General features: G+C 68.4%; 25 protein-coding genes. All 25 read left to right on the top strand.

The genetic code is table 11. The features are described from left to right. Positions 1–2 precede the first annotated feature (2 nt). The 25 genes from rplP (at position 3) to truA (ending at position 14075) form a co-directional block, all read left to right on the top strand. A complete protein-coding gene (gene rplP, locus ACZ6TV_RS12585) occupies positions 3–428 on the top strand; it encodes a 50S ribosomal protein L16 (protein ID WP_190249381.1) in 426 nt (141 codons plus the stop codon). Then, positions 428–667 (top strand): 50S ribosomal protein L29, encoded by a 240-nt coding sequence (gene rpmC / locus ACZ6TV_RS12580; RefSeq protein WP_354776645.1) that lies wholly within the window; start codon positions 428–430, stop codon positions 665–667. The genes rplP and rpmC overlap by 1 nt, the downstream gene beginning before the upstream one ends. A gap of 2 nt (positions 668–669) precedes the next feature. After that, complete coding sequence (rpsQ, locus tag ACZ6TV_RS12575) at positions 670–951, top strand: 30S ribosomal protein S17 (RefSeq protein ID WP_033357658.1); 282 nt, start codon at positions 670–672, stop codon at positions 949–951. Between the two features lie 81 nt (positions 952–1032). After that, positions 1033–1401 carry a 50S ribosomal protein L14 gene (gene rplN, locus ACZ6TV_RS12570; RefSeq protein WP_203845087.1) on the top strand — a complete coding sequence of 123 codons (369 nt, stop codon included), beginning with the start codon at positions 1033–1035 and terminating at the stop codon, positions 1399–1401. A 2-nt stretch (positions 1402–1403) separates the two neighbouring features. Beyond that, on the top strand, positions 1404–1718 hold the full coding sequence (gene rplX / locus ACZ6TV_RS12565) for a 50S ribosomal protein L24 (protein WP_033357656.1): 315 nt from the start codon (positions 1404–1406) through the stop codon (positions 1716–1718). After that, positions 1718–2281, top strand: coding sequence for a 50S ribosomal protein L5 (rplE, locus tag ACZ6TV_RS12560; protein WP_465297253.1), 564 nt, complete (start codon positions 1718–1720; stop codon positions 2279–2281). The genes rplX and rplE overlap by 1 nt, the downstream gene beginning before the upstream one ends. Before the next feature lie 13 nt (positions 2282–2294). Continuing rightward, complete coding sequence (locus ACZ6TV_RS12555) at positions 2295–2480, top strand: type Z 30S ribosomal protein S14 (RefSeq protein ID WP_033342853.1); 186 nt, start codon at positions 2295–2297, stop codon at positions 2478–2480. 64 nt (positions 2481–2544) lie between these two features. Next, the gene (gene rpsH / locus ACZ6TV_RS12550) at positions 2545–2952 is read left to right on the top strand and encodes a 30S ribosomal protein S8 (protein ID WP_033357654.1); all 408 of its coding nucleotides are present in this window, start codon (positions 2545–2547) and stop codon (positions 2950–2952) included. A gap of 13 nt (positions 2953–2965) precedes the next feature. After that, complete coding sequence (gene rplF, locus ACZ6TV_RS12545) at positions 2966–3508, top strand: 50S ribosomal protein L6 (RefSeq protein WP_465297252.1); 543 nt, start codon at positions 2966–2968, stop codon at positions 3506–3508. Further along, entirely contained in the window at positions 3505–3900 is a 396-nt protein-coding gene (gene rplR, locus ACZ6TV_RS12540) for a 50S ribosomal protein L18 (protein WP_465297251.1), read from the top strand. The genes rplF and rplR overlap by 4 nt, the downstream gene beginning before the upstream one ends. Before the next feature lie 14 nt (positions 3901–3914). Continuing rightward, positions 3915–4538 carry a 30S ribosomal protein S5 gene (gene rpsE, locus ACZ6TV_RS12535; protein WP_465297250.1) on the top strand — a complete coding sequence of 208 codons (624 nt, stop codon included), beginning with the start codon at positions 3915–3917 and terminating at the stop codon, positions 4536–4538. A gap of 2 nt (positions 4539–4540) precedes the next feature. Further along, the gene (gene rpmD / locus ACZ6TV_RS12530; protein ID WP_033357651.1) at positions 4541–4723 is read left to right on the top strand and encodes a 50S ribosomal protein L30; all 183 of its coding nucleotides are present in this window, start codon (positions 4541–4543) and stop codon (positions 4721–4723) included. Positions 4724–4727: 4 nt separating this feature from the next. After that, positions 4728–5189 carry a 50S ribosomal protein L15 gene (rplO, locus tag ACZ6TV_RS12525; RefSeq protein ID WP_465297249.1) on the top strand — a complete coding sequence of 154 codons (462 nt, stop codon included), beginning with the start codon at positions 4728–4730 and terminating at the stop codon, positions 5187–5189. 236 nt (positions 5190–5425) lie between these two features. Continuing rightward, a complete protein-coding gene (gene secY / locus ACZ6TV_RS12520) occupies positions 5426–6763 on the top strand; it encodes a preprotein translocase subunit SecY (protein WP_465297248.1) in 1338 nt (445 codons plus the stop codon). Further along, complete coding sequence (locus ACZ6TV_RS12515) at positions 6763–7416, top strand: adenylate kinase (protein WP_354776628.1); 654 nt, start codon at positions 6763–6765, stop codon at positions 7414–7416. Before secY ends, ACZ6TV_RS12515 begins: the two co-directional genes overlap by 1 nt. A gap of 3 nt (positions 7417–7419) precedes the next feature. Next, positions 7420–8259: a type I methionyl aminopeptidase gene (gene map, locus ACZ6TV_RS12510; RefSeq protein ID WP_465297247.1), complete on the top strand. Its 840-nt coding sequence runs from the start codon at positions 7420–7422 to the stop codon at positions 8257–8259. A 436-nt stretch (positions 8260–8695) separates the two neighbouring features. Then, positions 8696–9220, top strand: coding sequence for a DUF1707 SHOCT-like domain-containing protein (locus ACZ6TV_RS12505; protein WP_465297246.1), 525 nt, complete (start codon positions 8696–8698; stop codon positions 9218–9220). A 186-nt stretch (positions 9221–9406) separates the two neighbouring features. Then, positions 9407–9628: a translation initiation factor IF-1 gene (gene infA, locus ACZ6TV_RS12500; RefSeq protein WP_007073013.1), complete on the top strand. Its 222-nt coding sequence runs from the start codon at positions 9407–9409 to the stop codon at positions 9626–9628. A gap of 75 nt (positions 9629–9703) precedes the next feature. Beyond that, a complete protein-coding gene (rpmJ, locus tag ACZ6TV_RS12495) occupies positions 9704–9820 on the top strand; it encodes a 50S ribosomal protein L36 (protein WP_014687778.1) in 117 nt (38 codons plus the stop codon). 178 nt (positions 9821–9998) lie between these two features. Next, on the top strand, positions 9999–10379 hold the full coding sequence (gene rpsM / locus ACZ6TV_RS12490; RefSeq protein WP_465297245.1) for a 30S ribosomal protein S13: 381 nt from the start codon (positions 9999–10001) through the stop codon (positions 10377–10379). A gap of 42 nt (positions 10380–10421) precedes the next feature. Next, positions 10422–10832, top strand: a complete 411-nt coding sequence (gene rpsK, locus ACZ6TV_RS12485) for a 30S ribosomal protein S11 (RefSeq protein WP_033357646.1) — start codon at positions 10422–10424, stop codon at positions 10830–10832. Positions 10833–10846: 14 nt separating this feature from the next. Then, positions 10847–11473, top strand: coding sequence for a 30S ribosomal protein S4 (gene rpsD, locus ACZ6TV_RS12480; protein ID WP_033357645.1), 627 nt, complete (start codon positions 10847–10849; stop codon positions 11471–11473). A 115-nt stretch (positions 11474–11588) separates the two neighbouring features. Further along, entirely contained in the window at positions 11589–12614 is a 1026-nt protein-coding gene (locus ACZ6TV_RS12475; protein ID WP_354776618.1) for a DNA-directed RNA polymerase subunit alpha, read from the top strand. 29 nt (positions 12615–12643) lie between these two features. Continuing rightward, positions 12644–13192 (top strand): 50S ribosomal protein L17, encoded by a 549-nt coding sequence (gene rplQ / locus ACZ6TV_RS12470; protein WP_465297244.1) that lies wholly within the window; start codon positions 12644–12646, stop codon positions 13190–13192. 76 nt (positions 13193–13268) lie between these two features. Continuing rightward, a complete protein-coding gene (gene truA / locus ACZ6TV_RS12465) occupies positions 13269–14075 on the top strand; it encodes a tRNA pseudouridine(38-40) synthase TruA (protein WP_465297346.1) in 807 nt (268 codons plus the stop codon). Positions 14076–14078 lie beyond the last annotated feature (3 nt).

The following is a 14078-nucleotide window of genomic DNA, read 5'->3' as shown; positions in this document are numbered from 1 at the left end:
GAATGCTGATCCCTCGTAAGCCCCCGAAGGGCTTCCGCAAGCCGCACCACCCGGACCGTCACGGCCCGGCCAAGGGCGGCACCCGCGTGGTCTTCGGCGAGTTCGGTATCCAGGCTCTCGAGCCGGCGTACATCACGAACCGTCAGATCGAGGCAGCCCGTATCGCCATGACCCGGCACATCCGGCGTGGCGGCAAGGTCTGGATCACGATCTTCCCGGACCGCTCCATCACCAAGAAGCCCGCCGAGACCCGCATGGGCTCCGGCAAGGGCTCCCCCGAGTGGTGGGTGGCCAACATCAAGCCGGGCCGGATCCTGTTCGAGATGTCGTTCCCGAACGAGCAGATCGCCCGCGAGGCAATGCGCCGCGCGATCCACAAGCTTCCGCTGAAGTGCCGGATCGTCACGCGTGAAGGGGCTGATGTCTGATGGCCGCCGGAATCAAGGCGACCGACCTGCGCGAGCTGTCCGACGAGAGCCTGGTCGAGAAGCTTCGGGAAGCGAAGGCGGAGCTGTTCAACCTCCGCGTCCAGTCGGCCACCGGCCAGCTGGACAACCACGGGCGGTTGCAGATCATCCGCAAGGACATCGCCCGGATCTACACGATCATGCGCGAGCGCGAGCTGGGTCTCTCAGCCGCGCCCGACGCTGTGGCTGAGGTGGCATGAGCATGAGCGAGCAGACGACCGAGAGCACCGAGGTGCGCGGCCGCCGCAAGGTCCGCGAGGGCCTCGTGGTCAGCGACAAGATGAACAAGACCGTCGTCGTGGCGGTCGAGGACCAGGTCAAGCACCCGCTGTACGGCAAGGTCATGCGCCGCACCAACAAGCTCAAGGCGCACGACGAGCAGAACGCGTGCGGTATCGGCGACCGGGTGCTGCTCATGGAGACCCGGCCGCTGTCCGCCACCAAGCGTTGGCGGGTCGTGGAGATCCTCGAAAAGGCCAAGTAAGGCCGTCGTTCCGCCAAGCTCGGCACCGGCTCCTCTGAACCGGAGACGGTGCCGAGAACTGGCAGACATTAGGAGACAAGCGTGATTCAGCAGGAGTCGCGGCTGCGCGTCGCCGACAACACGGGTGCCCGGGAGATCCTGTGCATCCGTGTGCTCGGTGGCTCGGGTCGCCGCTATGCAGGCATCGGCGACATCATCGTGGCCACCGTGAAGGACGCCATCCCGGGCGCCGGCGTGAAGAAGGGCGATGTGGTCAAGGCCGTCATCGTCCGGACCACCAAGGAACGGCGCCGGCCGGACGGGTCGTACATCCGGTTCGACGAGAACGCCGCCGTGATCATCAAGGATGGCGGTGACCCCCGTGGTACCCGCATCTTCGGCCCGGTCGGGCGTGAGCTCCGGGACAAGCGTTTCATGAAGATCATCTCGCTCGCGCCGGAGGTGTTGTAACCATGAAGGTCAAAAAGGGCGACACCGTCCTGGTCATCGCGGGCAAGGACAAGGGCACCCGGGGCAAGGTCCTCACCGCCCTCCCACGCGAGGACAAGGTCATCGTCGAGGGCGTCAACCGCGTCAAGAAGCACACCCGGATCCGCACCACCCAGCGTGGTTCGAAGACCGGTGGCATCGTGACCCAGGAAGCCGCCATCCACGTCTCGAACGTGATGGTGATCGACTCGGACAACAAGCCGACCCGCGTCGGTGCCCGCATCGACGAGGACGGCGTCAAGACCCGCACGTCGCGTCGCTCCGGTAAGGATCTGTGATGACGACGGTCGACAAGGTGAACCCGCGCCTCAAGCAGCGCTACCGCGACGAGATCGCGGGCCAGCTGCGGGAGCAGTTCAAGTACGACAACGTGATGCAGATCCCGGGCGTCGTCAAGGTCGTCGTCAACATGGGTGTCGGCGAAGCGGCCCGCGACTCGAAGCTGATCGACGGCGCGGTCCGCGACCTCGCCACGATCACCGGCCAGAAGCCGCAGATCCGTCGGGCGACCAAGTCCATCGCGCAGTTCAAGCTGCGTGAGGGCATGCCGATCGGTGCGAAGGTCACCCTCCGCAACGACCGCATGTGGGAGTTCCTCGACCGGCTGCTGTCGATCGCACTGCCGCGTATCCGCGACTTCCGCGGTCTGGACGGGCGCAAGCTCGACGGCAACGGCAACTACACCTTCGGTCTCACCGAGCAGTCGGTGTTCCACGAGATCGACCAGGACCGCATCGACCGGCCGCGAGGGATGGACATCACCGTGGTCACCACCGCTCGCACGGATGAGGAAGGTCGCGCGCTGCTGAAGCTGCTCGGCTTCCCGTTCCGTGAGAACTAGGGAGAACTGACCAATGGCGAAGAAGGCCCTCATTCTCAAGGCCGCCGCGAAGCCCAAGTTCGCGGTCCGCGCTTACACCCGCTGCCAGCGCTGCGGCCGGCCCAAGGCCGTGTACCGGAAGTTCGGGCTGTGCCGTGTGTGCATCCGCGAGATGGCGCACCGCGGCGAGCTGCCCGGCGTTTCCAAGGCCTCCTGGTAAACCTCCTTCGCCGTAGGCCCGCCCACAGCGGCGAGGAACCGCGGCGAGAAAGGCTGACAAAGCAATGACCATGACCGACCCGATCGCAGACATGCTCACGCGTCTGCGCAACGCCAACCAGGCGTACCACGACCGGGTGTCGATGCCCTACTCGAAGATCAAGGCGAACATCGCCGAGGTGCTCAAGTCCGAGGGCTACGTGTCCTCGTGGCAGGTTCAGGAGCCGGAAGAGGGCAAGGTCGGCAAGACGCTGATCGTTGAACTCAAGTACGGCCAGAGCCGCGAGCGCAGCCTCGCCGGCATCCGCCGGGTCTCGAAGCCCGGCCTGCGGGTGTACGCGAAGTCGGTGGAGATGCCGCGCGTGCTCGGTGGCCTCGGTGTGGCCATCATCTCGACGTCCCAAGGGCTGCTCACCGACCGGCAGGCCCGCAAGCGAGGGGTGGGCGGGGAAGTCCTCGCCTACGTCTGGTAAGGGAGAGCCTTCAATGTCTCGAATCGGACGTAAGCCCATCGCGGTGCCCGCCGGCGTTGACCTCAAGGTCAACGGTCAGGTCGTCACCGTCAAGGGACCCAAGGGCGAGCTGAGCCACACCCTCGCCGAGCCCATCACGCTGGAGAAGGCCGAAGACGGCACCTTCAACGTCGTGCGCCCCAACGACGAGCGCAAGGCCAAGGAGCTCCACGGCCTTTCGCGCACGCTCATCGCGAACATGGTCATCGGGGTCACCGAGGGCTACCGCAAGAGCCTCGAGATCGCCGGCACCGGTTACCGCGTGACGGCGAAGGGCAGCGACCTGGAGTTCGCGCTCGGGTTCTCCCACCCTGTGCTCGTGACGCCCCCTCCGGGCATCACGTTCACCGTCGAGCGGCCGACGCTGTTCCACATCGCCGGCATCGACAAGCAGCAGGTGGGCGAGGTCGCCGCCAACATCCGCAAGATCCGCCCGCCGGAGCCGTACAAGGGCAAGGGCGTGAAGTACCAGGGCGAGGTCATCCGCCGTAAGGCTGGAAAGGCAGGCAAGAAGTGAGCGCCACGCTGCTCAAGCGCCGCAACGCAGGCGGCACCGCCGCGGCGCGCCGAGTCGGGCGCGCACGCCGGCACTTCCGCATCCGCAAGCATGTCAGTGGCACCGCCGAGCGTCCGCGCCTGGTCGTCACCCGCTCGCTGCGGAACATCACCGCGCAGATCGTCGACGACCTCAAGGGCCACACGCTGGCCTCGGCCTCGACGCTCGACACGACCATCCGTGGCACCGACGGCGACAAGAAGGCACTGGCCGGCAAGGTCGGCACCCTTCTCGCCGAGCGGGCGAAGGCCGCGGGTGTCGGCAAGGTCGTCTTCGACCGTGGCGGAAACCGTTACGCCGGCCGCATCGCGGCCCTGGCTGACGCCGCCCGCGAAGCCGGACTCGAATTCTAGGAAAGGGAACGTTCATGCCTGGTCCTCAGCGCAGGGGCGGCGGGTCCGGTGGGAACACCGAAGGTGGCGGCCGTCGCGAGAATCGTCGCGAAGGAGGCGGCCGCGGCAACGCGCCCGCCGAGAAGACCCCGCATCTCGAGCGGGTCGTCGCGATCAACCGTGTCGCCAAGGTCGTGAAGGGTGGTCGTCGCTTCAGCTTCACCGCCCTCGTCATCGTCGGTGACGGCGACGGCACCGTCGGCGTCGGCTACGGAAAGGCCAAGGAGGTGCCCGCGGCCATCGCCAAGGGTGTCGAGGAGGCCAAGAAGCACTTCTTCAAGGTGCCGCGGATCGCGGCCTCGATCCCGCACCCGGTGATCGGCGAGGACGCCGCCGGCGTCGTGCTGCTCAAGCCGGCCTCCGCCGGTACCGGCGTCATCGCCGGTGGCCCGGTGCGTGCCGTCCTGGAGTGCGCCGGCATCCACGACGTGCTCTCCAAGAGCCTCGGCTCCTCCAACGCCATCAACATCGTCCACGCGACGGTGGCGGCGCTGAAGAAGCTCGAGTCGCCGGAAGCCGTGGCCTCGCGCCGTGGCCTGCCGGTCGAGGACGTCGCCCCGGCGGCCATGCTGGCCCAGCGGGCCGGGGTCGGTGCATGACCATGGCGCGCCTGAAGGTCACCCAGATCCGGTCCGAGATCGGCACCAAGCAGAACCAGCGGGACACGCTGCGTTCGCTCGGTCTGAAGCGGATCCGCGACGTCGTCGTCAAGGAAGACCGTCCGGAGATCCGCGGCATGATCCACACCGTGACGCACCTGGTCACCGTGGAAGAGGTGGAGTAATCCGATGACGATCAAACTGCACCACCTGCGGCCCGCCCCGGGCGCCAAGACCGCGAAGACCCGTGTGGGTCGCGGTGAGGGCTCCAAGGGTAAGACCGCCGGTCGTGGCACCAAGGGCTCCAAGGCCCGCAAGAACATCTCGGCGGCCTTCGAGGGTGGGCAGATGCCCCTCCACATGCGCCTGCCGAAGCTCAAGGGCTTCAAGAACCGCAACCGCATCGAGTTCCAGGTCGTGAACCTGGCACGCCTCGCGGAGCTGTTCCCCAAGGGCGGCACGATCGGGGTCGACGAGCTCGTCGACGCCGGCGCCGTCCGCAAGGGCGAGCTCGTCAAGGTCCTCGGCGACGGGGAGCTCGGCGGCGTGAAGCTGCAGGTCAGTGCGCACAAGTTCAGTGCCTCGGCCCGCGAGAAGCTCGAAGCGGCGGGTGGCACCGCCACCCTCCTCGGCGGCTCCGACGCCGAGTAGGCAACGCGCTACCGTGGCGTCCACCGGAGCACTTCGGGTGGGCGCCACGCGGTGCCTCAGGACCAGTCGAAGGACCACCTGAAAAGCTGAGGTATCGCCGGGGCGTGATGTGCTGCGGGCATGCTGTTAGAGTCCGTTGCGCAGTAACACGCTCGTCATCCGCTCAGCCGTAACACCCGCACCACCCGGACCCCACCTCGTCGGCCGACCGGCCGCCTTGCGCAGGAGGAAGAACGTTGCTCTCCGCCTTTGCCAGCGCGTTTCGCACGCCTGACCTGCGCAACAAAATTCTGTTCACATTGCTGATGATCGCGCTCTATCGGGTGGGTGCCACGCTCCCCAGCCCGGGTGTGTCGTTCGGCAACGTGCAGAAGTGCCTCGACATCGTCGAGAGCGGCGCCGACAACCAGGTCTTCACCCTGCTGAACCTGTTCTCCGGCGGCGCGCTGCTGCAACTTTCAGTCTTCGCGCTGGGCATCATGCCCTACATCACCGCGAGCATCATCCTGCAGCTGCTGACGGTCGTGATCCCGCGACTGGAGCAGCTTCGCAAGGAAGGCCAGTCCGGCCAGGCGAAGATCACGCAGTACACGCGCTACCTCACCCTCGGGCTCGGCGTCCTGCAGGCCTCGGCGTTCGTCGCCCTGGCGCGGTCCGGCCAGCTCTTCGGTGGCGCCTGCGACCAGAGCCAGTTCCCGGTCATCCCCGACACCGGCAAGATCCCGCTGTGGCTCACCCTCACCGCGCTGGTCATCACGATGACCGCCGGCACGGGCATGGTCATGTGGTTCGGCGAGCTCGTCACGGACCGCGGCGTCGGCAACGGCATGTCGGTCCTCATCTTCACCTCGATCGCCGCCCGCCTCCCCAACGAGGGCATCACGATCTGGCAGGACGACAAGACCACGTTCTTCGTGGTGGTCGGTCTCGCGGTCGTCGTCATCGCCTTCGTGGTCTTCCTGGAGCAGGCACAGCGCCGCATCCCGGTGCAGTATGCGAAGCGCATGATTGGCCGCCGCATGTACGGCGGGACGTCGACCTACATCCCGCTGAAGGTCAACCAGGCCGGCGTCATCCCGGTCATCTTCGCCTCCTCGCTGCTCTACCTGCCGCAGCTGGCGACCTCGTTCGCCGGTCAGGACACGACCAACCGCACGATCCTCTGGATCAACCGGAACATCGTCGCCCAGGACAAGCCGGCGCACATCATCCTCTACTTCATGTTGATCATCTTCTTCACGTACTTCTACGTGTCGATCACGTTCAACCCCACTGAGGTCGCGGACAACATGCGCAAGTACGGCGGCTTCGTCCCCGGCATCCGCCCCGGCAAGCCGACCGCCGAGTATCTTGACTTCATCCTCAGCCGCATCACCCTTCCCGGCGCGCTCTACCTGGGCATCATCTCGATCCTGCCCAACCTGCTCATCGGGATCGTCGGTGGCGGGCAGGCTCTGCAGAACTTCCCGTTCGGCGGCACCGCGGTGCTCATTATTGTTGGTGTGGGCCTCGAGACGGTGAAGCAGATCGAGAGCCAGCTCATGCAGCGCAACTACGAAGGGTTCCTCCGGTAGTGAGGCTGGTGCTGGTAGGTCCCCCCGGGGCGGGCAAGGGGACCCAGGCCGAGTTCATCGCCGCGCACCTCGCCGTGCCCAAAATCTCCACCGGCGACATCTTCCGGGCCAACGTCGGGCAGGGCACCCCGCTCGGCGTCGAGGCGAAGCGCTATATGGACGCCGGCCAGCTGGTGCCCGACGAGGTCACCATCAACATGGTGTCCGACCGGCTGGCCGAGAGCGACGCTGCCGACGGCTTCCTGCTCGACGGCTTCCCGCGCACCGTGCCGCAGGCCAACGCCCTGGACAAGCTCCTGGCGGACCTCGGCACGGGCCTGGACATCGTCCTGGAGCTCGTGGTCGAGAACGAAGAGGTCATCCGGCGGCTCTCGGGCCGCCGGACCTGCCGCGGCTGCGGCAAGATCTGGCACGTGGAGTTCGACGCCCCCACCCACGAGGGCGTCTGCGACCGCTGCGGCGGCGAGCTCTTCCAGCGCGACGACGACAAGGCCGAGACGATCGCAGAGCGCCTGAAGGTCTACGCCCGCGACACGTCCCCCCTCGTCGACTACTACGGCGCGCAGGGCAAGCTGGTGGGCATCGACGCCACCGGACCGGTCGAGGACATCACGGTCCGCGCGATCGACGCACTGCGCTCCTACGGCGGCTGACCTGTGGCGCGCCAAGTCGAGATCGAGCTCAAGACGCCCGAACAGATCGGCCACATGCGCCGCGCCGGTCTGGTCGTGGCCGATGCCCTGGCCCGCATGCGGGCCGCGGTCGCACCCGGTGTGACCACCGCCGACCTGGACGCGATCGCCGAGGAGACCATCCGGGCCGCCGGCGCCATCCCGTCCTTCAAGGGCTATCACGGCTTCCCGGCCTCGATCTGCTCGAGCGTCAACGACCAGGTCGTGCACGCCATCCCCAGCTCCCGGCAGGTCCTGCGGGCCGGCGACCTCATCTCGATCGACTGCGGCGCCGAGCTCGACGGCTGGCACGGCGACGCGGCGATCACCGTCGGCGTCGGCGAGATCAGCAACGACCTGCGCCGCCTTGTCACGGTGGCCGAGGACGCCATGTGGGCCGGGATCGCCGCCGCCGCCCGTGGCGTCCGCTCCGGCAAGGGCCGCCTCACCGACATCTCCTTCGCGATCCAGTCCGCCGTCCGCAAGGCCGGCCGCTACGGCATCGTCGACGGCTACGGCGGCCACGGCATCGGCAGCGCCATGCACCAGGACCCCTTCGTCGAGAACTCGGGCCGTCCCGGCAAGGGTCCCGCCCTGCGCCCCGGCATGGCCCTCGCGATCGAGCCGATGATCACGAAGGGCAAGCCGAAGGTCGCCGAGCTCGACGACGGCTGGACGGTGGTCACGGTCGACGGCTCCGTCGCCGCCCACGTCGAGCACACGATGGCGATCTGCGACGACGGCGTCTGGGTGCTCACCGCCGCCGACGGCGGCCGGGCCCGGCTCGGTGACCTGGTCACCGCTCGTCAGCAGGTCAACGCCTAGCCCATCCATGCAAGCTCCGGTCCGTCGTGGCGAAGGCCCGTTGCTCCCGTCAGCGTCCGGTCAGGCCGTGGACGGCCTTCCCTTTCCCGCCGCCTGTAGTGGCCGTAGCACCGCGGCGCCGCCCAGGGCGCAGCCGCGCCCCGGGCGGCCGGGCCGCGACGCGACCGTCCCGGCCGCGACCACCCGTGCCGTGCCCGCCCGGCCGTGGACGTCGCCCGGCGGGGCGTGACCGCCCGTGCCGCGGCCGCCCGCCCGCGGACGTCGCCCGGCGGGGCCGTCAGATCGCTCAGGGCGCGCCCGCCGGCGGGGTAGGTCGTCCCGGGGCCCACCTCGGGGGTGAGGGCGGGCGGCAGTCGTACCATGGCGGCCGAGGGTGGAAGAGCGGCGCGCGCAAATGGGATGCTTCTGTCGGGGAACGCGACTCGGGGAGGGTGGCATGGCGGTGGACCGGCGGGAGAACCTGCGCGCGGCCGACGTCGACCGGCAGTTCGTGGCGGAGCGGCTCAAGGCCGCGGTCGACGAGGGACGGCTGTCGCTCGGTGAATATGACGACCGGCTCAAGGACACCTACGCCGCCAGGACCTATGGCGACCTCGACGTGATCCTCAGCGACCTGCCCGGCTTCCGCCCGGTCGAGGCCTCCGCGGTGGCCCCGGCGAGCGGCTATGCGGCCGCCCCAACGAGCCCGGCGCCGACCGGTGCGAAGGGCCAGTTCGGCCGGCAGCCGCACTGGCTGCTCGGCATCTGGAGCGGCTGGCTGATCGTGGTCACCCTCAACGTGGTGATCTGGGCACTGGTCAGCATCTCCGCCGGCGACGCGGTCTATTTCTGGCCGATGTGGGTCGCCGGGCCGCTCGGCGCGGTGCTCCTCGCGACGTCGGTGAGCACCTATCTGGCCGGCGGTCCGGACGCGGCCCGGGAGGCCAAGCGCGAGCGCAGGCGGCAGCGCCGCGAGCGTTGAGACCCCGATTTGGTGCATCGCGCTCACCGCGCGTAGACTCGTCCATTGGCGCAAAGCGTCCACTCAGGCATGCCCCCACGCGCTTCTAGTGGCAGGCCTGAGCCGCGGCTGGCGCGGACCCCCCGTGGGGTCCGTGAAAAGGATGCGAGCGCTGACACCCAACCCGATCGTCAGGTAGCGGAGGACATGCCGAAGAAAGACGGGGCCATCGAGATCGAGGGCCGAGTGATCGAGCCACTCCCGAACGCCATGTTCCGGGTGGAGCTCGCCAATGGCCACAAGGTCTTGGCGCACATCAGCGGGAAGATGCGGCAGCACTACATCCGCATCCTGCCCGAGGACCGAGTGGTCGTCGAGCTGTCGCCTTATGACCTGACTCGCGGGCGCATCGTCTACCGCTACAAGTAAATCGGTGTCGGTTCCCAGGAAACGGTCGGGACTGTCGCTCCCATGTAGGGGTGCGCAGCGAGAGTTAGGCACACCGTGAAGGTCAAGCCGAGCGTCAAGCGGATCTGCAACAACTGCCGGATCATCCGGCGGCACGGCCGGGTCATGGTCATCTGCAGCACTGACCCGCGCCACAAGCAGCGCCAGGGCTGAGCCCAGGCGGCAGATCCACCAGCACCACCAGTTTTAGCCCGTTCCAGCCCCGGGCCACCGCGCGTCATGCGCGCGGAGCGCGTGGGCTGCACCCCCGGTCGGAGGCCGGGGCCCGTCTGTGGGCAGACGGGAGTGGAGCGGGCTCAGACCTCCGCACACGCAAGGAGCACGCCCACCTATGGCACGTCTCGTTGGTGTCGATCTCCCGCGCGAGAAGCGCACGGAGATCGCCCTCACCTACATCTTTGGGATCGGTCGCACCCGATCCATCGAGCTGCTGACCGCCACCGGGATCGATGGCAACAAGCGCGCTCGCGACCTGACCGATGAAGAGATCGTGCAGCTGCGCGACTACATCGAGGCCAACTTCAAGGTCGAAGGGGACCTGCGCCGCGAGGTCCAGGCGGACATCCGCCGCAAGGTTGAGATCGGCTGCTACCAGGGCATCCGGCACCGCAAGGGCCTGCCCGTGCGCGGTCAGCGCACCCGGACCAACGCCCGCACCCGCAAGGGTCCGAAGCGCACGGTCGCCGGCAAGAAGAAGCCGGGCAAGAAGTAGTAGTCGGTCGGGTAGAGAAACCAATCTAGGAGCGCATAGAGAATGCCGCCGAAGGCTCGCGCCGGCGCGACCGCTGTCAAGAAGGTCCGGCGCAAGGAACGCAAGAACGTCGCCCACGGGCAGGCGCACATCAAGAGCACGTTCAACAACACCATCGTGTCGATCACCGACCCGACCGGTGCTGTCATCTCCTGGGCCTCGGCCGGCCAGGTGGGCTTCAAGGGCTCGCGCAAGTCGACGCCGTTCGCCGCGCAGCTGGCCGCCGAGGCCGCCGCTCGCCGCGCGATGGAGCACGGCATGCGCAAGGTCGACGTGTTCGTCAAGGGTCCCGGCTCCGGCCGTGAGACCGCGATCCGCTCCCTGCAGGCCGTGGGCCTGGAGGTCGGGCAGATCTCTGACGTCACGCCGCAGCCGCACAACGGTTGCCGTCCGCCGAAGCGCCGCCGGGTCTAAGGGAAGAGATAACAATGGCTCGTTACACAGGTGCCGACTGCCGTCGCTGCCGGCGCGAGAAGATGAAGCTGTTCCTCAAGGGCAGCAAGTGCGACGGGCCGAAGTGCCCGTTCGAGTCGCGTCCCTTCCCGCCCGGCCAGCACGGCCGCGGTCGCCCGAAGGAGACCGAGTACCTGCTGCAGCTGCGCGAGAAGCAGAAGGCCCGCCGCATCTACGGCGTGCTGGAGCGGCAGTTCGCCGGCTACTTCGACGAGGCTGTGGCCAAGCCCGGCAAGACCGGTGAGGAGCTGCTCAAGATCCTTGAGTCGCGCCTCGACAACGTGGTCTACCGCGCCGGCCTCGCCACGTCCCGTGACGCGGCCCGCCAGCTGGTGAGCCACGGCCACATCCAGGTCAACGGCAAGAAGGTCGACATCCCGTCGTACCGGCTGCGCGAGCACGACATCGTGCAGGTCCGGCAGAAGTCGCGGGAGCTCACGCCGTTCCAGATCGCTCAGGGCCTCGCGGGCAGCAAGACCGTCCCGGCGTGGCTGGAGTTCATCCCCAGCGAGCTCAAGGTCCTGGTGCACAGCCTGCCCGCGCGGCAGGTCATCGACACCCAGGTCCAGGAGCAGCTGATCGTCGAGCTCTACAGCAAGTAGCACGGCTTGACGGAGGCGGGGCGGTCACGCCCCGCCTCCTCGAAGCGCACGAAACAGCGTGTGTTTCTCGGAGCGCGTCAAATAGCGGGCGCGCAACGAATCGGAGGATCAGAAAGTGCTCATCTCCCAGCGTCCGAGCCTCGCCGAAGAGTCCATCAGCGAGACCCGGTCCAAGTTCACCATCGAGCCGCTCGAGCCGGGCTTCGGCTACACCCTCGGCAACTCGCTGCGTCGCACCCTGCTCAGCTCGATCCCGGGCGCGGCGGTGACCAGCATCAAGATCGACGGTGTCCTGCACGAGTTCACCACCATCCCCGGTGTCAAGGAGGACGTGGTCGAGCTCGTCATGAACGTGAAGGAGCTGTGCGTCAGCTCCGAGCACGACGAGCCGGTCTCGATGTACCTGCGCAAGCAGGGCCCCGGTGACGTCACGGCGGGCGACATCCAGCCCCCGGCCGGCGTCTCCGTGCACAACCCCGACCTGAAGCTGGCCACGCTCAACGGCAAGGGCCGCCTCGACATGGAGCTGACCGTCGAGCGCGGGCGCGGCTACGTGACCGCCAACCAGAACAAGCAGCAGGGTCAGGAGATCGGGCGGATTCCGATCGACTCGATCTACTCGCCGGTTCTGAAGGTCACCTACCGCGTCGAAGCCACCCGTGTCGAGCAGCGCACCGACTTCGACCGGCTCATCATCGACGTCGAGACCAAGGCGTCGCTGACCCCCCGCACCGCGCTGGCCTCGGCCGGCTCGACCCTCGTCGAACTCTTCGGCCTCGCCCGTGAGCTCGACGCGGACGCCGAAGGCATCGACATCGGCCCGTCGCCGCAGGACGCGCAGCTCGCTGCCGACCTGGCGCTGCCGATCGAGGAGCTCGACCTCACCGTCCGCTCGTACAACTGCCTCAAGCGCGAGGGCATCAACTCCGTCGGGGAGCTGATCAGCCGCACGGAAGCAGACCTCCTCGATATAAGGAATTTCGGTCAGAAGTCGATCGACGAGGTCAAGATGAAGCTCGCCGGGATGGGTCTGGGTCTCAAGGACTCCGCCCCGACGTTCGACCCGGCACACGTCGTGGACTCGTTCGCCGATGTTTCCTACGACGACACCGACGACTACCGCGAGACCGAGCAGCTCTAACCGGCTGCTGTTCGATTTGAGGAGCCCCAATGCCCACGCCCACCAAGGGTCCCCGCCTCGGCGGCAGCCCCGCGCATGAGCGGCTGATGCTGGCGAACCTCGCCACCTCACTGTTCAAGCACGGTCGCATCCAGACCACCGAGACGAAGGCCAAGCGGCTGCGCCCGCTCGCCGAGCAGCTCATCACCAAGGCCAAGCGCGGCGATCTGCACGCGCGCCGTCAAGCGCTCGCCGTGGTGCGCGACAAGGACGTGGTGTTCCAGCTGTTCGACCAGATCGCGCCGCGGTTCGCCACCCGCCCGGGTGGCTACACCCGCATCGTGAAGACCGGCCCGCGCAAGGGTGACGCCGCTCCCATGGCGATCATCGAGCTGGTCGAGGAGCTCGAGGTCGCCGCCGCGCCGGCGCCGCGCAAGGCCGCCGCTCGCAAGGCCGCCAAGGCCGACTCGATCGCGGTCCTCGCCGGCGACGACGCTGACGAAGCCCCCGCCGCCGCGTCGGCGTCCGCCTCGGACGAGGCCGCGTCGGAGTCGGCCGACGAGGCCGCCGCGGACGAGGACGAGCAGAAGAAGGCCTGACCACCGGCCTGAAATCGACGGCCCGGCATCCCGCTCGACGGGGTGCCGGGCCGGTTCTTTTGGAGAGTGTGCGTTGATCCGTGTCCGCCTCGACGTCTCCTACGACGGGACCGGCTTCTCCGGCTGGGCGGTCCAGCCGACCCGCCGCACCGTCGCCGGGGAGCTGACCACGGTCCTGCTGCGCCTGTTCGGCACCGTCGAAGGACTGACCGTCGCGGGCCGCACCGACGCCGGCGTCCACGCCACCGGGCAGGTGTGCCACGTCGACGTCCCCGCCGACCGCTGGGAGGCCCTGGCTCCGGCGCTGCTGCGCAAGCTGGCCGGCCTGCTCCCGCCCGACGTGCGGGTCAACGCGGCCACCGAGGTGCCGCCGGAGTTCGACGCCCGCTTCTCCGCGCTGTCCCGCCGGTACGAGTACCGCGTCACCGACGCCGTGGCGGGCGCCGCACCACTGCGCCGGCACGACACGGTGGCCTGGCCCCGACCGCTCGACCTCGACGCGCTGAACGCCGCCGCCGCGGGCCTCGTCGGGGAGCACGACTACGCCGCCTTCTGCCGCCGTAAGGAACACGCCACCACGATCCGGGACGTGAACCGCCTCGACTGGCGCCGCGACCCCGACGGCATCCTGGTCGCGACCGTCCAGGCCGACGCCTTCTGCCAGCAGATGGTCCGCAGCCTGGTGGGCGCCCAGCTCTTCGTCGGCGACGGCCGCCGCCCGCCGTCGTGGCCCGCCGGGCTGCTCAGCCGCAAGGTGCGCGCGGACGAGGTGACGGTCGCGCCGGCGCACGGGCTCGCGCTCGTCGAGGTCAGATACCCGGCCGACCCGGCCGAGCTGCGCCTGCGCTCCGAACTGACCCGCCGCCGCCGCGACGCCGACTGACGT

The organism is Dactylosporangium sp. NPDC051087, from assembly GCF_055586325.1.
The sequence above is the reverse complement of the archived record's forward strand: the minus strand, read 5'-3'. Positions and strand labels throughout refer to the sequence as shown.